Origin of the sequence: Streptomyces sp. Y20, assembly GCF_043195475.1 — a bacterium.
Taxonomy (GTDB): Bacteria; Actinomycetota; Actinomycetes; order Streptomycetales; family Streptomycetaceae; genus Streptomyces.
Genome location: NZ_JBIDDP010000019.1, coordinates 77,993 through 101,205 on the forward strand (window position 1 = coordinate 77,993; position 23,213 = coordinate 101,205).

14 protein-coding genes are annotated in these 23,213 nt (G+C 73.3%); 9 read left to right on the top strand and 5 right to left on the bottom strand.

What is annotated here, in order from left to right:
- Nucleotides 1-54: 54 nt before the first annotated feature.
- The 7 genes from ACGFT1_RS33275 to ACGFT1_RS33305 all read left to right on the top strand — a co-directional run bounded on the left by ACGFT1_RS33275 (nucleotide 55) and on the right by ACGFT1_RS33305 (nucleotide 11,247).
- A complete protein-coding gene (locus ACGFT1_RS33275; protein WP_373912712.1) occupies nucleotides 55-336 on the top strand; it encodes a YlxR family protein in 282 nt (93 codons plus the stop codon).
- 160 nt (nucleotides 337-496) lie between these two features.
- The gene (gene infB / locus ACGFT1_RS33280) at nucleotides 497-3,619 is read left to right on the top strand and encodes a translation initiation factor IF-2 (protein WP_373912713.1); all 3,123 of its coding nucleotides are present in this window, start codon (nucleotides 497-499) and stop codon (nucleotides 3,617-3,619) included.
- A gap of 194 nt (nucleotides 3,620-3,813) precedes the next feature.
- Nucleotides 3,814-4,107 carry a DUF503 domain-containing protein gene (locus ACGFT1_RS33285; protein WP_373912714.1) on the top strand — a complete coding sequence of 98 codons (294 nt, stop codon included), beginning with the start codon at nucleotides 3,814-3,816 and terminating at the stop codon, nucleotides 4,105-4,107.
- Between the two features lie 41 nt (nucleotides 4,108-4,148).
- Nucleotides 4,149-4,607: a 30S ribosome-binding factor RbfA gene (gene rbfA / locus ACGFT1_RS33290; protein WP_373912715.1), complete on the top strand. Its 459-nt coding sequence runs from the start codon at nucleotides 4,149-4,151 to the stop codon at nucleotides 4,605-4,607.
- Nucleotides 4,604-5,509, top strand: a complete 906-nt coding sequence (gene truB, locus ACGFT1_RS33295; RefSeq protein ID WP_373912716.1) for a tRNA pseudouridine(55) synthase TruB — start codon at nucleotides 4,604-4,606, stop codon at nucleotides 5,507-5,509. The genes rbfA and truB overlap by 4 nt, the downstream gene beginning before the upstream one ends.
- Before the next feature lie 298 nt (nucleotides 5,510-5,807).
- Nucleotides 5,808-10,169: a hypothetical protein gene (locus ACGFT1_RS33300; protein ID WP_373912717.1), complete on the top strand. Its 4,362-nt coding sequence runs from the start codon at nucleotides 5,808-5,810 to the stop codon at nucleotides 10,167-10,169.
- Between the two features lie 130 nt (nucleotides 10,170-10,299).
- Complete coding sequence (locus ACGFT1_RS33305) at nucleotides 10,300-11,247, top strand: bifunctional riboflavin kinase/FAD synthetase (protein ID WP_373912718.1); 948 nt, start codon at nucleotides 10,300-10,302, stop codon at nucleotides 11,245-11,247.
- Between the two features lie 98 nt (nucleotides 11,248-11,345).
- Here ACGFT1_RS33305 and ACGFT1_RS33310 read toward each other — a convergent pair whose 3' ends face one another.
- The 3 genes from ACGFT1_RS33310 to eccE form a co-directional block, all read right to left on the bottom strand.
- Complete coding sequence (locus tag ACGFT1_RS33310) at nucleotides 11,346-14,891, bottom strand: SCO5717 family growth-regulating ATPase (RefSeq protein ID WP_373912719.1); 3,546 nt, start codon at nucleotides 14,889-14,891, stop codon at nucleotides 11,346-11,348.
- A gap of 297 nt (nucleotides 14,892-15,188) precedes the next feature.
- Nucleotides 15,189-15,953: a hypothetical protein gene (locus tag ACGFT1_RS33315; RefSeq protein ID WP_361994162.1), complete on the bottom strand. Its 765-nt coding sequence runs from the start codon at nucleotides 15,951-15,953 to the stop codon at nucleotides 15,189-15,191.
- A 20-nt stretch (nucleotides 15,954-15,973) separates the two neighbouring features.
- Nucleotides 15,974-17,311 (bottom strand): type VII secretion protein EccE, encoded by a 1,338-nt coding sequence (gene eccE, locus ACGFT1_RS33320; protein ID WP_373912720.1) that lies wholly within the window; start codon nucleotides 17,309-17,311, stop codon nucleotides 15,974-15,976.
- Between the two features lie 197 nt (nucleotides 17,312-17,508).
- Between eccE and eccB the strand changes: the two genes are divergently transcribed.
- Nucleotides 17,509-19,038: a type VII secretion protein EccB gene (gene eccB, locus ACGFT1_RS33325; protein ID WP_373912721.1), complete on the top strand. Its 1,530-nt coding sequence runs from the start codon at nucleotides 17,509-17,511 to the stop codon at nucleotides 19,036-19,038.
- Between the two features lie 11 nt (nucleotides 19,039-19,049).
- A complete protein-coding gene (gene mycP, locus ACGFT1_RS33330) occupies nucleotides 19,050-20,291 on the top strand; it encodes a type VII secretion-associated serine protease mycosin (protein WP_373912722.1) in 1,242 nt (413 codons plus the stop codon).
- 70 nt (nucleotides 20,292-20,361) lie between these two features.
- Here the strand turns inward: mycP and ACGFT1_RS33335 are convergent, their stop codons facing one another.
- Both ACGFT1_RS33335 and ACGFT1_RS33340 read right to left on the bottom strand, forming a co-directional pair.
- Nucleotides 20,362-20,871: a hypothetical protein gene (locus tag ACGFT1_RS33335; RefSeq protein ID WP_373912723.1), complete on the bottom strand. Its 510-nt coding sequence runs from the start codon at nucleotides 20,869-20,871 to the stop codon at nucleotides 20,362-20,364.
- A 26-nt stretch (nucleotides 20,872-20,897) separates the two neighbouring features.
- Nucleotides 20,898-23,207, bottom strand: a complete 2,310-nt coding sequence (locus tag ACGFT1_RS33340) for a hypothetical protein (RefSeq protein ID WP_373912724.1) — start codon at nucleotides 23,205-23,207, stop codon at nucleotides 20,898-20,900.
- Between the last annotated feature and the right edge of the window lie 6 nt (nucleotides 23,208-23,213).

Genomic DNA, 23,213 nt, shown 5'->3' on the forward strand with positions numbered 1-23,213 from the left:
CGTTCGATCGCTGCCCCGAAGGGGTGAGGTCGGTACGGGGAGGTAGACTTAGCTGTGTCTGGCCGGACGCAAGACCGAGCATGCCCCGAACGCACCTGTGTGGGGTGCCGGGAGCGGGCGGCCAAGAACGATCTCCTGCGGATCGTGAAGAGCGAGGACGCATGCGTCCCCGATCCTCGCGGTACGCTGCCCGGCCGGGGTGCCTACGTGCATCCCGTCCTGGTCTGTCTCGACCAGGCGGTACGCCGCCGGGTGTTCCCGCGGGCACTGCGCGCCCCGGGAGCGCTCGACACAAAGGCGTTGCGCCGATACGTCGAGCAGACGACAGTTGCCTAGCAGGCAACGCCGTAAGACATGCCGTACGGAAAACCGTGCGGCCTGGTACCTCGCGAGTCGAAAGCAGGTCGAGATTGCGATGAGCACTCGATGAGTACGCGATGAGTACGCCCATGAACTAGCGACGGTCCGGCTTCAACCCGGACCTCAAAGGAGCGAAGTGGCTAAGGTCCGGGTATACGAACTCGCCAAGGAGTTCGGTGTAGAGAGCAAGGCCGTCATGGCCAAGCTCCAGGAACTCGGTGAATTCGTCCGTTCGGCGTCTTCGACCATCGAAGCGCCGGTTGTACGCAAGCTGACCGACGCCTTCCAGGGTGGTGGCTCCGGCAAGTCCGCCGGCAAGCCCGCCCCGCGCAAGGCCACCCCCAGGCCCGCCGCGCCCTCTCCGGCGCAGGCGGCACGTCCGGCTGCCCCGAGGCCGCCGGCCCCCAAGCCGTCGACGGCGCCCGCTGCCCAGCAGCCGGCCGCCCCGGCGGCCCCCTCGGCATCCGCGCCGGCCCCCGGCCCGCGTCCCGTGCCGGGTCCCAAGCCCGCGCCCCGCCCGGCCCCGGCCGCCCCGGAGTTCACCGCTCCGCCGGCTGCCCCGGCCCCGCAGGCCCCGCAGGCCCCGCAGGCCCCGGCGGCCCAGAGCCAGCCGCAGAGTCAGCCCCAGAACCAGGGCCAGCGTCCGGGCGCCCGTCCCGGTGCCCCCCGGCCCGGTGGCCGCCCCGGCGGTCCCGGTCAGGGCCAGCAGGGCCAGCGCCCCGCGGCCGCGCAGGGCGGTTCGCGTCCCGGCGGTTCCGCGCCGCGTCCGGGTGGCCGTCCGGCCGGTCCGCGTCCGGGTAACAACCCCTTCACCTCCGGTGGTACCACCGGCATGGCCCGCCCGCAGGCTCCGCGCCCGCAGGGCGGTCCGCGTCCCGGCGGCCCCGGTGCCCCCGGCGCCGGCCCCCGTCCCCAGGCGTCCGGCGCCCAGGGCGGCGGTCCGCGTCCGCAGTCTCCCGGCGGTTCCCGTCCGTCGCCGGCCGGCATGCCCCGCCCGCAGGGCGGCCCGCGTCCCGGCCCCGCCGGTCCGCGTCCTAACCCCGGCATGATGCCGCAGCGTCCCGCTGCCGGCCCGCGTCCGGGCGGCGGTGGCCCCGGCGGCCGCGGTCCCGGTGCCGGCGGTCGTCCCGGTGGCGGCGGCGGTCGCCCGGGTGGCGGCGGCGGCTTCGCCGGTCGTCCCGGTGGCGGCGGTGGCGGTTTCGCCGGTCGTCCCGGTGGTCCCGGTGGCGGCGGTGGCGGTGGCTTCGCCGGCCGTCCGGGTGGTCCCGGCGGTGGCGGCGGTGGCCGTCCCGGCTTCGGTGGCCGTCCCGGTGGTCCCGGTGGCCGCGGTGGCACGCAGGGCGCCTTCGGCCGTCCCGGCGGTCCCGCGCGTCGTGGCCGCAAGTCGAAGCGGCAGAGGCGCCAGGAGTACGAGGCCATGCAGGCCCCGAGCGTCGGCGGCGTGATGCTGCCGCGCGGCAACGGTGAGGCCATCCGCCTCTCCCGCGGCGCGTCGCTCACGGACTTCGCGGAGAAGATCAACGCCAACCCGGCGTCGCTCGTCGCGGTCATGATGAACCTCGGCGAGATGGTCACGGCCACGCAGTCCGTCTCCGACGAGACCCTGGAACTCCTCGCCGGCGAGATGAACTACACGGTTCAGATCGTCAGCCCCGAGGAGGAGGACCGCGAGCTGCTCGAGTCCTTCGACATCGAGTTCGGCGAGGACGAGGGCGACGAGGAGGACCTGGTCGTCCGTCCGCCGGTCGTGACCGTCATGGGTCACGTCGACCACGGTAAGACCCGCCTGCTCGACGCCATCCGCAAGACGAACGTCATCGCGGGCGAGGCCGGTGGCATCACCCAGCACATCGGTGCCTACCAGGTCGCGACCGAGGTCAACGAAGAAGAGCGCAAGATCACCTTCATCGACACCCCGGGTCACGAGGCGTTCACCGCCATGCGTGCCCGTGGTGCGAAGTCGACCGACATCGCGATCCTGGTCGTCGCGGCCAACGACGGCGTCATGCCGCAGACGGTCGAGGCGCTCAACCACGCCAAGGCGGCCGAGGTCCCGATCGTCGTCGCGGTCAACAAGATCGACGTCGAGGGCGCCGACCCGACCAAGGTGCGCGGTCAGCTGACCGAGTTCGGTCTGGTGGCCGAGGAGTACGGCGGCGACACGATGTTCGTCGACATCTCCGCCAAGCAGGGTCTGAACATCGACTCGCTGCTCGAGGCCGTGATCCTCACGGCCGACGCCTCGCTCGACCTTCGGGCCAACCCGAGCCAGGACGCGCAGGGCATCTCGATCGAGTCCCGTCTCGACCGCGGCCGTGGTGCCGTGGCGACGGTCCTCGTGCAGCGAGGCACGCTGCGGGTCGGCGACACGATGGTCGTGGGCGACGCCTACGGCCGGGTGCGCGCCATGCTCGACGACAACGGCAACAACGTCGCCGAGGCGGGCCCGTCGACCCCGGTCCAGGTCCTGGGCCTGACCAACGTCCCGGGTGCCGGTGACAACTTCCTCGTGGTCGAGGAGGACCGTACGGCCCGCCAGATCGCGGAGAAGCGCGCCGCCCGTGAGCGCAACGCGGCCTTCGCGAAGCGCACGCGCCGCGTGTCCCTGGAGGACCTGGACAAGGTGCTCAAGGCCGGCGAGATCCAGCAGCTGAACCTGATCATCAAGGGTGACGCCTCTGGTTCCGTCGAGGCCCTCGAGTCCTCCCTGCTCCAGCTGGACGTCGGCGAAGAGGTCGACATCCGCGTGCTGCACCGCGGCGTCGGTGCGGTCACGGAGTCCGACATCGACCTGGCGATGGGCTCCGACGCCATCGTGATCGGCTTCAACGTCCGCGCGGCCGGCCGCGCGGCGCAGATGGCCGAGCGCGAAGGTGTGGACGTCCGGTACTACTCGGTCATCTACCAGGCGATCGAAGAGATCGAGGCGGCCCTCAAGGGCATGCTCAAGCCGGAGTTCGAAGAGGTCGAGCTGGGTACGGCGGAGATCCGCGAGGTCTTCAAGTCGTCCAAGCTGGGCAACATCGCGGGTGTCCTCATCCGCTCCGGCGAGGTCAAGCGCAACACCAAGGCGCGCCTCATCCGCGACGGCAAGGTGGTCGCGGAGAACCTCAACATCGATGGTCTGCGTCGCTTCAAGGACGACGTCACCGAGATCCGCGAAGGGTTCGAGGGCGGTATCAACCTCGGCAACTTCAACGACATCAAGGTCGACGACGTCATCGCGACGTACGAGATGCGCGAGAAGCCGCGGGCGTAACGCTCACGGTGCGTGCCGGGCGACGGGACTTTCGGTCCCGTCGGCCGGCACGCCGTTTGCGGCCCGTGTCCACGGCCCACGGAGCGTAATATCCGTCGAGCCCACGGGCCGCTTCGTTGTACGGTTCTTGGTGTCCCCGGCCATACGGATCCGGGGCCACCGATCCCGTACCGGCGGGTGAACCGGTTACACACATGTATGTGGGGACTCTGTCCTTCGACCTCCTCCTCGGCGACGTCCACTCGCTGAAGGAGAAACGCTCCGTCGTCCGCCCGATCGTCGCCGAACTCCAGCGGAAGTACACCGTGAGCGCGGCCGAGGTGGACCACATCGACCTCCATCGGCGGACGGTCATCGGCCTCGCCGTGGTCTCCGGCGACACGGCGCACGTCACCGACGTACTGGACCGGTGCGAACGGCTGGTCGCCGGCCGCCCCGAGGTGGAGTTGCTGTCCGTACGACGGCGCCTCCACGGCGACGACGACTGACCACAGAACACTAAGCAGAAGAAAGAACGGGAGACGGACCAGTGGCCGACAACGCGCGGGCGAAAAGGCTGGCGGACCTCATCCGGGAGGTGGTGGCCCAGAAGCTTCAGCGCGGGATCAAGGACCCGCGGCTCGGCTCGCACGTCACCATCACGGACACCCGGGTCACGGGTGACCTGCGGGAGGCGACCGTCTTCTACACGGTCTACGGGGACGAGGAGGAGCGGGCCGCCGCCGCCGCGGGCCTGGAGAGCGCCAAGGGCGTCCTGCGGTCCGAGGTGGGCCGCGCGGCCCAGGTGAAGTTCACGCCGACCCTCACCTTCGTCGCCGACGCCCTGCCGGACACCGCCAAGACCATCGAGGACCTCCTCGACCGGGCCCGGCAGTCCGACCAGCAGGTACGCGAAGCGGCGACGGGCGCCTCGTACGCCGCCGGCGCGGACCCCTACCGCAAGCCGGCCGACGACGAGACCGACACGGACGGCGACGCCGCGGAATGACCCAGAAGCACACCACGCCCGACGGCCTTGTCATCGTCGACAAGCCGTCGGGCTTCACTTCGCACGACGTGGTCGCCAAGATGCGCGGGATCGCGAGGACGCGCCGCGTCGGCCACGCCGGCACCCTCGACCCGATGGCGACCGGCGTCCTGGTCCTCGGGATCGAGCGCGCCACCAAGCTCCTCGGGCACCTGGCGCTCACCGAGAAGGAGTACCTGGGCACCATCCGCCTGGGCCAGAACACCCTCACCGACGACGCCGAGGGGGACATCACCTCCGCCACCGACGCGTCCAAGGTGACCCGGGACGCCATCGACGCCGGCATCGCCCGGCTGAGCGGCGACATCATGCAGGTGCCGTCCAAGGTCAGCGCCATCAAGATCGGCGGCGTACGGTCCTACAAGCGGGCCCGCGAGGGCGAGGAGTTCGAGATCCCCGCCCGGCCCGTGACCGTCTCCTCGTTCACGGTCTACGACGTCCGGGACGCCGTCGCCGAGGACGGCACGCCCGTGCTCGACCTGATCGTGTCGGTGGTCTGCTCCTCCGGCACCTACATCCGTGCCCTCGCCCGCGACCTGGGTGCCGGCCTGGGCGTGGGCGGGCACCTCACCGCGCTGCGCCGGACGCGCGTCGGCCCGTACAAGCTCGACACGGCGAAGACGCTCGACCAGCTCCAGCAGGAGCTGACGGTGATGCCGGTCGCCGAGGCCGCGACGGCGGCGTTCCGCCGCTGGGACGTCGACGCCAGGCGGTCCCAGCTGCTGCTGAACGGCGTCCGGCTGGAGATGCCGGACGAGTACGCGGGAGCCGGCCCCGTGGCCGTGTTCGACCGCGAGGGCCGCTTCCTCGCGCTCGTCGAGGAGCACAAGGGCAAGGCGAAGAGCCTGGCCGTCTTCGGCTGACCGGTCGCCCGGCCGGCCCTCCGGGCCAGGCGGCCGGGTGGTCCGCCGGGCCGTCGTCCTCCCGTGGAGCGGCGGCCGGGCACGGACTCCCGTCCCTGCCGCCGCTCCACGGACCCCCCTTCGGTTCCCCCACCCCTAGCCTTGTCCAGCCGCCCCCGCCTATTCACCCGTCCGGGCAGGCGCTCGGAGTGAACCGGGGGAGCGGAAGGGGGCGCGTTCGCCGGGGACCTGTCCCGCCGATCATCACGCGCTTACCGTCGGTGCCCAGGGCACGCGGGGACTGCGGGGAGGTACGGCCATGGCGGAACGGGGCCCGCGCACCGCGGGCGGGCGCCGGGAGCAAGGGGACGAGTCCGGCCGGGGCGTCTGCGGGACCGACGTGGACAGTGTCAGTGTCAGTGCCGGTACAGGCACCGGCGGAATGCGGGTCGCCGGTGCCGGTGGGGCTGCTGGGGGCCGGGCGGACGCCGCCCTCGTCCGCCTCCACGACCCGGCCGGCCGCCCCCGGGGCCTCGGCTTCCTCGTCGATCACGAGGGCACCCTGCTCACCAGCCACGAGAACGTCGACGGCCTGTCCCGGCTGGCGCTGCACGCGGCCGGCCGGACCCACGTGGTCACCTCCGACGCGGTCACCCCGCTGCCCGCCCTCGACCTCGCCCTGGTGCGCACCGAGGGCCTGGGCGTGGACCCGTTACCCCTGACGGTGCGCGAGCGGATCGACGCCGGCACGTACGTACGGATCGTCGCCGGCTGCTGGCGCGAGGCCAGGGTGCTGGCGGCGACCCCGGTGACGTACGCCGCCCCGCACGGCCTCCACCTCCTCGACGACGCCCTGGAGCTGGCCATCGGTACGGCCGGCCGGGACGCGCTCCGGCTCGGCGGCGGCGCGGCCGGGGGACCGGTGCTCGACGCCGGCACCGGCGCGGTCGTCGGAGTCCTCGGCACCGCCCTGCGCAGCGACCGGCGCGACGCGGGCTTCGCGGTTCCGCTGCGGCCCGCCGCCGACACCACCCTCGCCGGTGTACTCGCGCGCAACGCGGCCACCGTGCCCGCGTACGGCGCCGACCTCAACCTCGCCGGCATCCTCCAGCTGACCGCGACCTCCGTGGGCCAGGACGGCCCTCCGGGCGCCCTCACCGGCGACACGGACGCCGTCGAACGAGCCGGCATCGTCGGGGAGCTGGCCGCGTTCACCGTGGGCGACCGGCCCGTGCTCGGCCTCGTCGGCGCCCCGGGATGCGGCCGTACGACAGAACTCGCGGCACTCGCCGCCCGCCGGGCCCGGACCGAGCTGCCCACGCCGCACCCGCACCCACGCGGCGCCGACCTGCCCGAAACGGACGGCTCCGTGGCGTCGGTGGCCGGTGGCCAGTCGGCGGGGGCCGAGGGTTTCGTCGTGGGGGCGGTCGGTCGGGTGGGGGATGGTCCGTCCGTGCCGGCGGTGGGGGCGGGTGGTGGCGATCCGGCGGAGGCCGACGGCTCCGCGGCGGCCGGCCGGGCGGGGAGTGGTCTGCCCGCGCCGACGGTGTGGCTGCGTGGAGCCGACCTGATGGAGACCGACGGTTCCGTGGCGGAGGCCGCCGCCCGGGCGATGGAGCGGGCCGCCCGGATCGTCGCCGCGTCCCGGGGCGCGCACGCCGAGGACCTCGGCGACCTCACCCCCGAACGCCTGGCCCGGCTCGCCGCCCGGGCGGGCCGCCCGTTGCTGCTCCTCCTCGACGGCCCCGAGGAGATGCCGCCCGTCCTCGCCCACCGGCTGCCCGAGTGGACCCGGGGCAGCGCCGACTGGCTGCGCGAGAGCGGGGCCCGCCTGGTGGTGGCCTGCCGCGAGGAGTACTGGGAACGCGCCGGGACGTACTTCCCGGCCGACCTGCTCCACACCCCGGCCGCTCCCACGCCCCCACGGCCGACTGCGGACGCGCCGCCCCCTGCTCCGGCCGATCCTGTGGTCTCGCCCTCCGCCGTCCCGATCGCGGATGTGCCGTCCTCCGCCCCGGCCGACGCCCCTGTGGTTCCGGCGCCACCCGTGCCCACCGCGGATGCGCGGCCCTTCGTTCCGGCCGCCGTCCACGCGGTTCCGCGTCCTGCCTCGCCCGATCCGGCCCCGTCGGAAGTACCACTCCTCGCGGCGGCCGCGTCGGAAGTGCCGGTCCCCGCAGCGGCCGCGTCGGAAGTACCACTCCTCGCGGCGGCCGCGCCGGAAGTGCCGCTCCCCGCAGGGGCCTCGTCGGAAGTAGCGCTCCCCGTCGCGGCTACCTCGGCGGTGCCGCCCCCCGCCCCGGCCGAACATGTGGCCCGGCCGCCGGCCGTCCCCATCGCGGAGGCCCGGCCCTTCTCCCAGGCCGCCGACGGGGTTCCGCCCACCGCCTGTCCCAGCCCGGCCCCGTCGCAGGCGCCACCCCTCACCCCGGCCGAGTTCCCGGCCCCGCCGCGCACCCCGACCGACCCCGCGCCCGGCAAGACCCTCCGGTCGTTCCCGCCCTGTCTGCGACTCGGTGATCTGGACGTCGGTGAGGCATGTCGGGCCCGTGCCCGGTACGGCATCGCGGAGGGTGTCCTGGCCGCGCGGGACGCCGGGCATCCGCTCGCTCTGCGGCTGCTGTCCGAGGTCCGGGCCGCCGTCCCCGACGCCCCGGTCGCCGGGCCCGTCGACCGGCACGACGTCTTCACCGCCCACCTCGACCTGATGTGCCTGCGCATCGCGGTGCGCCTCGCCGCCGCGGCCGGTCTGCGGGGTACGGCCGTACGGCGGCTCGCCGCGCGCGTGGCCGGCCAGGTGCACGAGGCCGCCCGCCGCAGCCTCGGGCCCGGGCAGGGCGAGCTGGACCGGGAGGCGTTCGAGGCGGTGTTCCCCTGGGGGACCGCCCCGGCCCGGCTGGGCGGCGGTACCGGGTGGGCCTCAGCCGTCCTCACCGAAGGGCTCCTCGTGCCGGCCGGCCGCGGCTACCGCTTCGCCCACGAGGAACTGGCCGACTGGATCCAGGGCGTGCACCTGGACCTGGAGGAGGCTCTACGGGCCCTGGTGCACCGTCCCGGCAGCCGCCACGAGCCCCACCCCGTCCCGGTGCCGCACCACCGCGTCGGCCCCGTCGTACAGGCGCTACTGCATCTCGCCCGCCAGCAAGGCCCTGGGGAACTTGCCCACCGGCTGCGCGAGTTGATCGGTGCCCTGGAGCGGGACCCCGATTCCTGGTGGGCCGCCCGGCTGCTCGCCCGGACGCTGCTCGAGGTCCCGGACGCGACGCCGTACACCGAGGTGCTGCGCCTGCTCGCCGACCGCGTCGTAGCCTGGCGCCGTGCCGAGCGGCCCGGGCCGGCCGAGTTCGGCCCCGCCTTCTGGACGGCCGTGCCCGTCCGCGGCGCCGAGCGTCTGGACCTGCTGCGCCGGCTGGTGCTGGCGGACCCGGCGCCGCCCGCGGCCGGGGACCGGTACCTGGACGCCGTCGCCGGCCTGCTCGCCGGTGCCCCCACCGTCGTACAGCCCCTGCTGACCCGCTGGTTCGCCGATGAGCGCCCGTTGCCCGCGACCCCGCACGCCACCGTGGCCACGGCCGCGCAGGCGCTGCTGCACACGCACCGGCACGGCGCGGTGGACGATCTCACGGAGGTGCTGGTGGCCTGCGGGCACCGCCGTGCCGACGAGCTGCTCGGCGTACTCGCCGAGGACGAGCCGTCGGCCGTGTGCCGGGCCGTCGACCGCTGGGCGCACGACGAGCGTTCCGTCCGCCGGGCGGCCGCGGTGACGAGCGGGCTGCGCGCGGCCCCGCACGTCCGTTCGGACACCGACCGGGAACTGCTGCGCCGGGCCGCCCTCGCGCTGCTCGCCCGCCCCGCCGACCGCGACCTGCACGGCGGCGTCCTGGCCCTGCTGGTCCGCGACCCGCAGACCCGCGAGCGGCATCTGCCCGCCGCACTGCGCCACTTCGCCGACGGTGACCCGCTGTTCCCGCCGAGCGCCCTGATCCCAGCCCTGGCCACCCACCCGGAACCGGTCCTGGATGCCTTCCGCACGCGCCTGCGTGCCCCGGACACCGAGGGCCTGGACACCGCGGCGGCCCTGCGCAGCCTCGCCGAGCTCACCGCTCCGGCCCTCGCCCGCCGCGTCGCCGTGCTCGTGGCGGAGGCGGTGCGGCTGCGCCCGGGCACCGCCGGACACGTCGCCGGCCACGTCGACCGCCGCCTCGAACAGGGTCCCACCGCCCGCCCGGTCCTGCTGCCCCTCGTCACCGGCCTGCTCGACGGTGGTCCCGAGCAGCTCCGGGCGGCGCTCGCCACCGTCCTCGCCGCCGCCGGAACCCCCGCCTCCCGCCCGCTCCGCCGCGAACTGCTGGAGTTCCTGCTCACCCGGGAACAGGACCCGGCCGTACTGGACGCCGTCCTGCGCGCGGCCGTGGCCCAGGGCAGTGGCGGCCAGGAGGAGGGCGGACCGGAGGAGGAGGTCCGCGGGCTCGTCCACCGCACCGGCCTGCTCCTCGCCCGCACGCCCGAGGGAGCCGCCCGGTTCGACCGCGGCCTGACCGACCTCGGCCGGCACGTGCCCGGCTTCGCCGCGCGCCTCGCCCGCTGGCTGACCGACGCCCCCGACGACTGGGCCGCCGTGCCGGGCCCCGGCACCCGCCGCGTGATCGAGAGCCTGGCGGGCGTGCGCGTACCGGCCTGAGCGGCGGCGTGAACGTGCGCCCCGTCACAGCCTCCATGCCGATGCGGGCAGCGCGCACCCGGCATGGCACCCTTAGACCTGCACAACGAGGTCAGGACAGACACGGACACGGGTTCGAGGAGCGGTCACAGTGCAGCGCTGGCGTGGCTTGGAGGACATCCCCCAGGACTGGGGGCGCAGCGTCGTCACCATCGGTTCCTACGACGGCGTCCACCGCGGCCACCAGCTGATCATCAAGCACACCGTCGACCGCGCCCGTGAACTGGGCGTGCCCGCCGTCGTGGTCACCTTCGACCCGCACCCCAGCGAGGTCGTCCGCCCCGGCAGCCACCCGCCGCTGCTCGCCCCGCACCACCGCCGCGCCGAACTGATGGCCGAGCTGGGCGTCGAGGCGGTCCTCATCCTCCCGTTCACCACCGAGTTCTCCAAGCTGTCGCCCGCCGACTTCGTGGTGAAGGTCCTGGTGGACAAGCTGCACGCCAAGGCGGTCGTGGAAGGCCCCAACTTCCGTTTCGGCCACAAGGCCGCCGGCAACGTCGAGTTCCTCACCGGGCAGGGCAAGGTATACGACTTCGAGGTCGACGTCGTCGACCTGTACGTCACCGGTGAGGCGGGCGGCGGCGAGCCGTTCTCCTCGACCCTGACGCGCCGTCTGGTCGCCGAGGGCGATCTCGCGGGTGCCCGCGAGATCCTGGGCCGCCCGCACCGCGTCGAGGGCATCGTCGTCCGCGGTGCCCAGCGCGGCCGTGAACTGGGCTTCCCGACGGCCAACGTCGAGACGCTGCCGCACACCGCCATCCCGGCCGACGGCGTGTACGCCGGCTATCTGCACGCCCAGGGCGAGGTCATGCCGGCCGCGATCTCCGTCGGCACGAACCCGCAGTTCGACGGCACCGAGCGCACGGTGGAGGCGTACGCCATCGACCGCGTCGGCCTCGACCTGTACGGCCTGCACGTCGCCGTCGACTTCCTCGCGTACGTGCGCGGCCAGGCGAAGTTCGAGTCGCTGGAGGCCCTGCTGGAGCAGATGGCGGCGGATGTGGAGCGGTGCCGCCGGATCGTGGCGGCGCAGGAGTGATCGCCGTGCGGCGGTAGCGCGGCAGCGCGTACGACACGGAGGGCGGCCGGTGCGGTGGAGCACCGGCCGCCCTTCTCGTGCGTCCCTCCTGCGCGCGCCTACTGCCGGGGCGGGCCCGGGGGAGCCTGCGGGGGCTGCTGGCCCGGTTGGGGCTGTGGCTGTGGCTGGGGATGTCCGGACTGGGGATACCCGGGCTGTGCCGGATACGGCTGCCCCGGGTACGGCTGCTGCGGCGGGGCGTACGGCTGCCCGGGGCCCTGAGGATACGGCGGCTGCCCCTGCGGGTACGGCTGTCCCTGCCCCTGCGGGTACGGCTGACCGGGGGCGTACGGCTGACCCTGGGCCTGGCCCGGCAGGGGCGGAGCGGCCACCGGCGGCGGGTTGCCGTCACTCGTCCACAGTCCGTGTGCCTGCTGGTGACGCGTGAAGTCCTCGGCGACCAGCGCGGCGAGGTTGAAGTACGCCTCGCGTGTCCGTGGGCGCATCATGTCGAGGTCGACCTCGGCGCCGGCGGCCAGGTGCTCGTCGAAGGGCACGACCACGACGGCGCGGGTCCGCGTCTCGAAGTGCGCCACGATGTCCTCGACCTTGATCATCTTGCCGGTCTCGCGGACCCCGGAGATCACGGTGAGGGAACGGGAGACCAGGTCGGCGTACCCGTGTGCGGACAGCCAGTCCAGTGTCGTACTGGCGCTGCTCGCCCCGTCCACGGACGGCGTCGAGACGATGATCAGCTGGTCAGCGAGGTCGAGCACGCCGCGCATGGCGCTGTACAGCAGACCCGTACCCGAGTCGGTCAGGATGACCGGGTACTGCCGCCCGAGCACGTCTATCGCCCGCCGGTAGTCCTCGTCGTTGAACGTGGTCGAGACGGCGGGGTCCACGTCGTTGGCGATGATCTCCAGGCCGGAGGGCGCCTGCGAGGTGAACCGCCGGATGTCCATGTACGAGTTCAGGTACGGGATCGCCTGGACGAGGTCACGGATGGTCGCCCCCGTCTCGCGCCGCACCCGCCGCCCGAGCGTGCCGGCGTCCGGGTTCGCGTCGATGGCGAGTATCTTGTCCTGCCGTTCGGTGGCCAGGGTCGAGCCGAGCGCGGTCGTCGTGGTCGTCTTGCCGACGCCGCCCTTGAGGCTGATGACCGCGATCCGGTAGCACGACAGCACCGGCGTACGGATCAGCTCCAACTTCCGCTGCCGCTCGGCCTCCTCCTTCTTCCCGCCCAGCTTGAACCGCGAGGTGGCCGCCGTGGGCCGGCCGCTCTTCGCCTTCTGCCGCTTGTTGTTGAGCAGCCGGTCCGCGGACAGCTCCACGGCAGCGGTGTAACCGAGCGGCGCCGCACCGGGGTTGGTGGGCTGCCGCTGGTCGTGCTGGACGGCCTGCGGCCACGCGGCACCGGAACGAGGGTCTACCGGGGCCTGGGGGTCCTGTGGCGCGTCGGGCGCCGGGGCGGAGCCGGGGGCGAATCCCGGGTTCTGCGGGGACTGGGGGAAACCGTAACCGCCGGGCTGGGGCTGGGGCTGGGGCTGCGGCTGCGGGGCGACGGCTCCCGGCGGGAACCCGTAACCGTTCGGCGGCGTCGGCCCGTTGGGGTTCGGCTGGGGCGCCGGAGGCTGGGGGAAGCCGTAACCACCCGGCTGGGCCGGGGGGTGGGGTGCACCGGTCTGCGGGAAGCCGTACCCGCTCGGCGGCGTGGGGCCGTTGGGCGCCGACTGAGGCGACGGCGCCGGGGCGGCGGGCCCGCCGGATCGGCCGGCCTGGTGCTGCTGGTTCCATGCGGCGGGCGAGGGCTGCGGGGCCTGCGGCTGGAACGGCGGCTGCTGGCCGGGCACGCCGACGGGGCCCTGCGCGGCCGGCGGTTGCGGTTGCGGCTGCTGGCCGGGCATCGGACCGGGCTGCTGCGGGGGAACCTGCTGCGGCACGGGCTGCGCGGGCCACTGGGCGGCGGCGGCGGGGGCTGCGGGCTGGTACGAGGGCGGCAACGGGGGCAACCCGCTCTGCGGCGCGGACGGCGCGGACGGCGCGGGCTGCGGGGCCCAACCGGGCTGCGCACCCTGAGGTGCTGGGGGAGCGGGGGGCGCGGCGGGGTACGGCGCGCCGGCTCCGGGCTGAGGCACGCCCGGCTGCGGGACGCCTGCGCCGGGCTGGAAAGCACCGACGTGCGGGACGCCGGACTGCGGGGCATCGGCCCCGGCCGGGCTGGTCTGCGGGAAGCCGTATCCACCGGCCTGCTGGGCGCTGTGGCCGTCGGATCGCGTGGCGCCGCCCAAGTGGGCGTCGGACTGGGCCGCGTCGGTCTGCGGCGCGTCAGGCTGCGGTGAGTCGCCCTGCGGTCCCTCCGTGTGCGAAGCGTCCGCGTGCGGTGCCTCCGAGCCCGGCGCGTCCGAGTGCAGCGCACCAGTTCGCCGGGCGGCGTCATCCGACCCACCGTCAGCCGAATCCGGGGCGCCCGAGCCACTGTCCTGCGGTGTGTGGGACTGCGCGGCGTCGGCGGAGTCCTCGGGTGTCTCGGGCCGGGCGGCGTCGGCGGTGCCCTCCTGCTCGCCGGGCTGCGCCGCCGCGGCCGGGCCCTGCCCCGCGGCGGTGTCGTCCACCGCGCCCTCGTCCGAGGCGCTCGTCTCCGGTGCCTCGGACGTCCCCGTGCCCTCGGCACCGTCCTGATCGTCCTCATCGTCCTCGCGCCGCGCCTCGTTCACCGAGGGCGACGAAGCCTCCGCGACGGGGACGGCGTCGTCAACCACCCCGTCCTCCCGCGCGCCGGCGCCGTCACCGGACTCGTCGGCGACACCGCCCGGCGTGACCCCGGCCTCGGCGCCCGCGTCACCCGCGTCCACGCCGCCGACCCTGTCGGAAACCGCGCTCTGCGTGGATGTCTCGCCGTCAGAGCCCGGCTCGCCCGTTTCACCCGGTTCCGCCGTCGCTGCCGTGCGCTCGGCGATCTCGGCCATCTGGCGCTTCAGGGCGACGGCGGAGAACCGCATGGTCGCCCCGCTCTCCAGATCGCCGTTGTCCGTCTCCGGCTCGACCGCGGGGGAGGCGCCCGGCGCCTCCTGCCGGGCGGCCTGCGGCTCGAAGCCCTCGGGCAGCCGCGGCATCGGGACGGGGCTGCCGACCGGCGGCGCGGGCGGCGCCGGCTGCGGAACCGGGGCGAACGGCGGGCCGCCCACCGGCGCGGGCGGAGCCGGCGGAGCGTACGGGGCGCCCTGCGCCGGAACGCCCTGCGGCGGTGTGCGAGGAGCCCCCTGCGGCGGAGCGTACGGAGCCCCCTGCGCCGGAACGCCCTGCGCCGGCGTGAAGGGAGCCACCCCCTGCGGCGGAGCGTACGGCGCGCCCTGGGGCGGGGTGCCGGTCGGCTGGGCGGGCGGGGGAGGCGGTGTCGGACCCGTGACCGGCGTGCCCGTGGGGAAGGGCAGTCCAGGGGCCGCCGAAGAGCCCGGGCCACCCGCGGTCCGGGGGTCGTCGGCCCCGGGGAAACCGCTCACACCGCCCGAGCCCGCCCCCGTACCGGACGCGTTCTGCGTGTACCAGGCGGGGGGAGCGTAGTCGATGGTGAACTCGCCGGTGGTCTCGACGGCCTCCGCGTCGGGCTGGTCATCGCCGGGTGTGTCCCAGCCCCCGCGCGTCCCGTCCCGATCGCTGCTCACAGTTCCTCCTGGTGTGGTCGAGCACCCTCATGCCGTGCCGGGGCGACCATGTCGTGTCGTACCTAGTCGTCCGTTGTCGTTCGGGGCGGTCCGGTGCACCGGCCCTCCCCCCGGGACACCGACGCCCGGTCCACGGGTCCTGCCGCGCCCGCTCCCAGCCTAATCACCAGGAGCGGCCCCTCGGCAGGCCCGCCCGCCCCTCGGCACCCGCCCACCGGACCACGCAGGCCCGCAGACGCCCCGTGCGTGCCCCGCGGACCCGTCGAGACCGCGAACAAAAGGGGCGGAAAGGGGTGTTCAGTCCATCCGTCGAGGCGTGCCCAACAATCCGATCTCGGCGTCGGTGGGTTGCGTCAGCACGTACTGCCGGTCACGGTCGGTGCACCACAGGGTGACGCCGTCGGGCAGCGCGGGCAACGACTCGATCTCGGTGCGCGACAGGCCCATCGTGCGCCCCAGTTCGGCCGCCTCGTCCGGCGAGACCCGCTGGATGCCGGCGAGCCGGGCCTGCCGGAGCAGCCGGGGCGCGACCGGGCTGAGGTACGGCAGCAGCGTCAGCACCGACTGCCAGGGCCCGGACACCACCCGGCCGCGCGGGGGCCGCATACCGCAGTCCCGGACCACCAGCACGGGTGTACCGGCGGAGGCGCCCTGCGGGGGCACCCGCCCGACGTCGTACACGGACAGGCCGTTCTGTCCACCGCCCATGGCGTGCACCATCTGCATCCAGGCCTGCGGCCGGCCGGTCTCCACGGCGACCCGGGCGCCGGTGGCGGCCGAGCGCAGCGCCAGTACCTGAGCGGTCCACAGGCCGCCGATCAGGACGACGTCGTACGGCGTGGGCCGGTTGATGCCGAGGACGGCCGGCTGGCCCTCGGCGTCGACACCGGCCACCACTCCGTCGTCCCCGATGGGCAGGGCGAGCGCGTCCAGCTGCTGCGCGGGCAGCCCGTGCCGGCCGTGCCGGGGTCCGATCAGGCCGAGCCCGTGCCGCAGCCGCTCGACGGTCCGCCGCGGCCCGGACGGCTCGCGCGCCCCCCGCGCGGGCGTACCCGGCGTCATGGGGGCCGTCGGAATCGTCGTCACCGCACACCTCCGAGAGGCAGAGTGGCCAGCATGCCGGGCAGTTGCTCACGGTCGAGGCGGGTCAGGCCGGCCCCGGCCTGCCGGGCCGCGTCCTCCAGGGCGCGGCGGGCCGCGACGAGTTCGTCGTCGCTGCGCCCGGTCACCCGCAGATGCCCGCACAGCGACACCTCCTGCCGCTCCCCGCGCGCGAGGGTGAGGCTGAAGGTGGTCGCCAGGGCCGGTATCGCGGTGACCCGGGCGACGAACTGCGGGAGCGACTCGTCCCGGCCGCCGCCCAGTTGGGGCCAGCGCCGGACCCAGTACGTGGTGTGCCGCCGGTTGTCGCAGCGCCAGCTGCGCCCGGACTCCTCCGTACGCCGCTCCCGGGTCTCGCCGCGCCCCGCCTCCGCGGTCACCAGGGGATTGGCGCAGGCGGAGGTGGCGAGGGCGGCGACCAGCTCCTCCTCGTCCAGCACGCGCGCCCGGAACCCGGCGCCGGTCAGCCGGCTCGCCAGATGGTCCGCGGTCCGCACGACGCACTTCTGCGCCCCCGTCAGTCCGCCGCCGCGCGCGGCGACGGCCTCCGCGCACAACTCGGGGTCGAGCTTCAGCGCTATCCAGGTGATGCGGACGGCCGGGGCGCCGGTCTGCTCCTGGAGCGGCAGGTAGTTGGCGACGGCCACGGACTGCTGGGGCAGGTGCAGCGCGGGCGCCGGCTGGGTGTGCAGCACGATCTGCGCCGACTCCAGGCGGATCCCGTCCACCTCCAGCGCGTCCCGCACCAGCCCCAGCGGCAGGGGCTGCCGGCTCCGCTCGGCCCGCAGCGCGGTCGCGTCGGCCTCCACCTGGAGCACGGCCGTGACGAACGTCCCGTCCCCGACGAGGCCGGCCGGCCGCCGGTCACGCGCGCCGTAGGAGTACGTGCGCAGGGCCGGCTCGCACTCCACCGCCGGGACCAGTCCGGGCTCCGTACCCGGCGGTATCGGGGTGTTCGCGGCCCGCTTCTGCCGTGCCCGCAGCTCCCGTGCCGTGGCCAGCCACTCGGGCAGGGAGCGGCCGCGCCGCCGTACGAACGCCAGCAGGAGCAGTGCCAGGGCGATCACCGCGGCCGGCACCAGGGCCGCCATCCCGGCGGCCCAGCCGACGAGCAGCACGGCCGCCGCCAGCTCCACCAGCAGGAGCCGTTGCAAACGGAACGAGCCGGCCCGGCCCGGACGCTGCCTGAGGCCGGGCGTGACCTGCTGCCGCTCCGCGCCGCTCCGGGCGGGCGTCTCGCGCGCCGGCGTCCCGGACCCGGCCGCGCGGCCCCGTGCCGCCGACCGGCCGCGTGTGCGCGTCCGCGCTCCGGAAGCCATCACTCCATCCCCCCGATTTGCTCACAACTCGCTGGAACCAGGCCACTGAACAAGGCCCTTGAGGGCCCCGGTACCCTACCCGCTCCATGAGACCCGCTCCGTACCAGGCATAGTAGGGGCCGGGTCCGACAACGGAGGGCGGGGGAACGTGGTCCCCGGGCACGCTCCGGGTGAGACACGGGGAGAAACGGGCACAGATGGCATCTCGGCGGGACCAACTCAACGCCTACACCTTCGCGAAGCGCCGCATGCTCGCGTCGTTCGTGCAGTCGTCACCGGATGCCTCGGACGAGGGAGCGCCCCGGCCGCTGCGCGCCGTCCTGCCCGGCGCGATCGTCGGTGTCGTCGTCCTCGCGGCCTTCGGCGCCTGGGGCATGTTCAAGCCGACCGCTCCGCAGGGCTGGAACGACCCGGGCCAGAAGGTGATCATCGCCAGCAAGTCCACCACCCGTTACGTGGTGCTGAAGACCAAGGGCAAGACCCAGCTCCACCCGGTGCTCAACATGGCCTCCGCCAGGCTCGTCCTCGACACCCAGAACAACGTCGACGTCGTCACCGTCGACGAGTCGATCCTCGACAACGGCAAGGTTCCGCACGGCGTCACCATCGGCATCCCCTACGCCCCCGACCGGCTGCCCTCCAGCACGGAGGCCGGCGCGGCCAAGCAGTGGGCCGTCTGCGAACGCCCGAGCGGCAGCGGCAACTCCCTCCAGCGGGCCGCGTTCGTCCTCGCCCCGCGCGACCAGGACAAGCTGGCCGACCCCCGCGAGAAGCTGCGCGGCGGCGAACTCCTCTACGTCGCCACCCCGGACAAGAAGCAGTACGTGATCGACGCGCACGGCCGGGCCTACCCGGTGGACGCCGGGGACAGCCTGCTCCTCCAGACCCTCGTCGGCACCGACCGCACACCGCAGCAGGTGACCAAGGAGTGGATCGCGACGCTGCACGAGGGTGATCCGATCCGCTTCCCGAAGATCGACGGCGTGCCCGGTTCCCCGGCCAAGGCCCCCGGCCAGCTGGACGAGCATGCCAACCGCGTCGGCATGGTGCTCCGGGCGCCGGTCAACGGCCAGGAGCAGTACTTCGTCGTCCTCCCCGGCCGGGTCGCCCCCGTCTCCTACTTCGTCAGCCAGCTCCTGCTGGTCAGCGAGGACCTTGTACGGCTCGGTCAGGCCGGACACCCCCTGGAGGTCAGTGCGGGCGCCATCACCCGGGGCGCACCGTTCGCCGCCCGCTACACGTGGCCCACCGAGAAACCCAGCGCGGTCAACGACCCCTCCACCGCCGACGGCAGCCGCAACACCGTCTGCAACGTCCTCGGCCACGTCGACCCCCACAACGGCGCCACGACCCTGAGCACCTGGGCCGGCACCGACTTCCCGGCCGTCCTGCCCACCGGCTCCTCCAGCGCCTACGTCACCGCCGGCTCCGGCCAGCTCTACCGCCAGTTCCAGGGGACGAAGACGACGGTCGGCGGCGTGTTCCTGGTCACCGACACCGGTCTGCGCTACGCCCTCCAGTCCAACGACGACAGCGCCGGCACCGACAAGGGCATCGGCATGTCGGCCAAGCAGCGCAAGCAGCTCCAGGGGGAGGCGAAACTGGCGCAGACCCGCCTCGGTTACGCCGACGTGAGCCCCGCCCCGATCCCCGCGGCCTGGTCGGAGTTCCTGCCGACCGGACCCCGCCTGTCGACCGCGGCGGCCCGCCAGCCGCAGGGCTCCTGAGGGGTACGGCGATGACGCGGACGCTTCTGACCCGTACGACCCTCGCGACGACCGCGGCGCTGGCCGCCACCCTGCTGACGGCACCGGGCGCGGCGGCGGACCCCGACTTCGGCCGGTGCACGTTCTCCAGGACCAACCACAGGTACACGGGCACGCCCTGGGCGCTCCAGCGCGTCAACCTCGACGAGCTGTGGAGCCGGTCCAAGGGCAGGAACACCAGGGTCGCCGTCATCGACACGGGCGTCGACACGGCCAACCCGCAGCTCACCCATGCCGTGGACGCCTCCCTGGGTGCCAGCTTCCTGCCGCCGAAGGACAAGAAGGGCCAGCCCCTCGACCGGGGCAGCGAAAAGGGCACGACCGACACGGTCGGCCACGGCACGCGCGTCGCGGGCATCATCGCGGCCCGCCCCATGAAGGGCACGGGCTTCGTCGGCCTCGCCCCCGAGGCCACGATCATCCCGATCAAGCAGAACGACGCGGAAGGCCACGGCACGGCCGCCACTCTCGCCAGGGCCATCCGGCACGCGATCAGGGAGAAGGCCGACGTCATCAACATCTCCCAGGACACGGCCGACGCCGCCGTCCCCGCCGAGGACCTCCACCGGGCGGTGAACGAGGCACTGGCGGCCAGGATCGTCGTGGTCGCCTCCGCCGGCAACGGCGGCCTCGGCGGCAACTCCAAGAAGACGTACCCCGCCTCCTACGACGGGGTCCTCGCTGTCGCCGCCTCCGACCGCAACAACGAACGCGCGGCCTTCTCCCAGTCCGGAGACTTCGTCGGAGTCGCCGCCCCGGGCGTCGACATGATCTCCACGGTCCCCAAGGGCGGCCACTGCACCGACAACGGCACCAGCTTCTCCGCCCCGTACGTCGCCGGCGTCGCCGCGCTGATCAAGGCGAAGCACCGCACGTGGACGGCCCGGGAGGTCGTGGCCCAGATCGAGCAGACGGCGGAACGCTCCATCACCGGCCACGACCGGCTGGTCGGCTGGGGCGTGGTGGACCCCGTCCGCGCGCTGACGGAAGACGATCACCCGATCGAGACCCCTCACTCCGACGCGGGCCTCACCCATGCGGAGGCCCCGACCCCCGCCCGGCTCACCCTCGGCGAGACCCCCCAGGAACGCACCGCCCGCATCGCCACGTACGTGGCCGTCGGGGTGGCGGTCCTGGTGGCGGGCCTGAGCGGCGGAGCGGTGGCGTTGCGAGACGCACGCAGGAGACGCCGGGGGCTCGGGGGCCGGGTGTGACGCCCGTGCCGATCTCCTCTGCGGAGCCCAGCACCGGCGTAAGGACGTGCGAGTCGAGGTCAGCCCGCGTTCAGGACGCCGCCTTGCAGGGGCGCTGTTCCTTCAGCGAAGCCGTGTAGCCGCGAATGAACTTCTTCATGGCCGCCTCGTCCCGGCGCGCTGGCTTCAGCACCTTGACGAGCGTGCTGATGTCCTCTTCCTTGACAGCAGCGCCACGGCACCTGATCAGCGACACAGCGGACTGATCCGTATAGGCGACGGAACCGCCGTCCGCGGCCTTCTGCTCGAGGACGGAGAGCCGATCGCGCAGGATGTCGTGTGCCGAGCTTCCGGCGTCGATGCGCTCACCACTGATCACCAAAGCCGTGTCCGTGTCCACTTCGACCTCGCAAAGCGCCGAGCCTTCGTCCAGGCTTCCCGTCCGTTTCACCGTCACACGCTCACCCGAGCCCGGCAGGAGAGCGGAAAGGGCATCGGACGGCACGGACACGCCGCAGAGGGCCTCCGGCACGGAGAACTCCGGCTTCGGCTCCCCGGAAGAGCATCCCGCCACCGTCGCCGCGGCGGCGAGAAGCGTCATGACACCCAGAACGTACGATGCGGGTCTCAATGCTTGTTACTCTCCGATTTCCACTGGGCACCGTCCGAGTGGCTGTGACCGGCGGATGTCCGCGCGGCTCTTCTCAGGTCGTCGGCGGTGTCCGGACCGACGGTGGTGTTGTTCACCAGCGCGTGATCGACGGCGGCTCTCGATGAATCCAGGGCGGCTTGACGACCGTTGGTGTACTCCTGGCCGGCCTCCGTCTCGGCTGCGTCCGAGGTGTCCTGCTCGATGCTCTTCATGATGGACTCCTGAACGTCCTCGGAGGCCCACTCGAGAGGCGCGCCGGCGATCGGAACTCGCTCACCGACTTTTTCGAGGCCCATGCCCAGAATGCGGTTCACCCACTTCTGCTTCTCCGCCGCGGCCTCGTTGAACTCCGTGTCGGAAGCGGTGTGGTACTCGTAGATCGCATGCGCCCGTGCATCACTCATGATCCCGGCAATCGCTGATCCAGGGGCCACCGCGTCACCCACTCGCCCGTCCAACGAGGCGGTGGAATGGCTCGAGCCGTTGATGACGTGATCCACCACGCCGGTCGTGTAGGTCTGCTGAGCGGTCGAGATGGCCGCGTAGGCATCGGGATCCTGGCCGACTCCGCCCAGGAACCGGGCGACGCTGTTCGGGTCGAGGTCGGACGGGGCGCCGAACGTCGGGAACAGCTCGCTACTGGAATCCTCGTTGTACATGGCCCGCTGAAAGTCGCCCATGTACTCGGCGGTGATGTCACCGAGGCTTCGTCGGAGGGCGTACAAGGGACCCGTTTCCTCGTCCTCGAGATCCCCGTTCTCGTTGTGCCTGATCAGCTCGGGATGCTCGCCGAACTTGTGCACGATGTCGCTGACCAGGTGTGCCTGCGCCGCGTTGTGCTTGATGGCGTCGGCGGCGTCGTCGCTGTCGTACGGCCGGCCCGTGGTCGCCGACTCCAGCGCGTGGCCGAGTGCCTCCGGGCCGAAGTTCAGCGCCGCCTTGGTCCTGTCCTCGTCCGCGAGGACGTTCGCGGCATTGGTGTCGACCGTCCACTCGAAGTCCTTGTCGGTGAACAGGTCGAGGTAGGAGCTGAAACCCGGTTCACCCCCTTCCTTCACGGTGCCGTCCTCGTTGTACGCCGTCGGCGTTCCCGTGAAGAACCTCTGCGAGGCCTCGGGACTGTGACCGAGCGCTTCCAGGACACCGTTCAACGGGTCGTTACCGGTGCCCAGCCTCCCCGAGGGATTGAAGCCGTACGTGTCCGGGCTCCCTGCCGGCTTGTTCGACAGGAAGAAGTACGGGTCCTTCTTGTGCAGCTGGGTGATGTGCTCCGCGAGGGGGGTGAGGAACCGCGGGTCGTAGTTGCCGTAGCGCAGCAGGCCCCCCAACACCTGGTAGCCGTACGGCTTGTTCCACTGCCCCTGCTCCCAGCCGACCTGCTGGGTGCCGAGGCGCCGGAACTCCGCGCCCCAGCTGTCCGGGAGATGGTGCCCGTGGTCCGGGTCCGTCGCGTTGGCGAGTGTGCAGCCCATGACCTTCTGCAGATCCCGCACCTCGTCGAGGCGGGTCCCGGTCGCGTCGGCGGCGGTGCCGTCGATCGACATCTCGGCATAGAACTGGAGTGTCTTCTCCGGGCCGCCGAGTCCCTGGTAGAACTCGGTGGCGAACTCACCGTCCGTCTCCACGGAGTTGAAACGCAGCAGCTGGTTCAACTCACGCAGTTCCGCGTCGGACATCCTGTCGCCCTTGCGTGCCAGTTCCACGGCGCGCTCGACCTCTGCGTCGTTGAGGGACTCGTACGTGCTGTGGCCCGCGTCGTAGGGGGCACCGCCGTGGCTCTTGGCCAGCGCGCGAGCGACCGAGGCGTCGATCTCGGCGGCATGGGCGAGTATCCCGTTGATACGGCCTTCCAGCGCCTGTCTCTCGTCGAGCTGTTCCTGCGTGCGTTCGTCACTGTCACCGCGGACGTGAGCGAAGAAGCAGCGGACCTTGCCGTCACCCAGGTCCTCGACACGCACACCCAGGTTCGCGGCGTCATTCTGGACTGCCGCCTTCAGTTGCTTCTGCAACGCGACGAGCTCGGTGTGCCCGTCGTCGAGAACCTGGTAGATGCTGTCGGCCTCGGTGTGAAGGTCGGAGATCTCCTTGGCCGTCTTCGAGACGAAGTCCCGTGTCACCGTCGCGTTGACCCCGGCCCACCGCGCCGAGTCGGACTTTGCCCGCATCCCTGTGCGAGCGTGCTCGCCCGACTTCTTCAGGCCGTCCACGGCCTTTTTCCAGTCCGACACCGCAGTGGCGAGTTTGCCGAGGTCGACCTCGAGGAGGTCGGTGGTGGTGAGAGCCACCAGAGG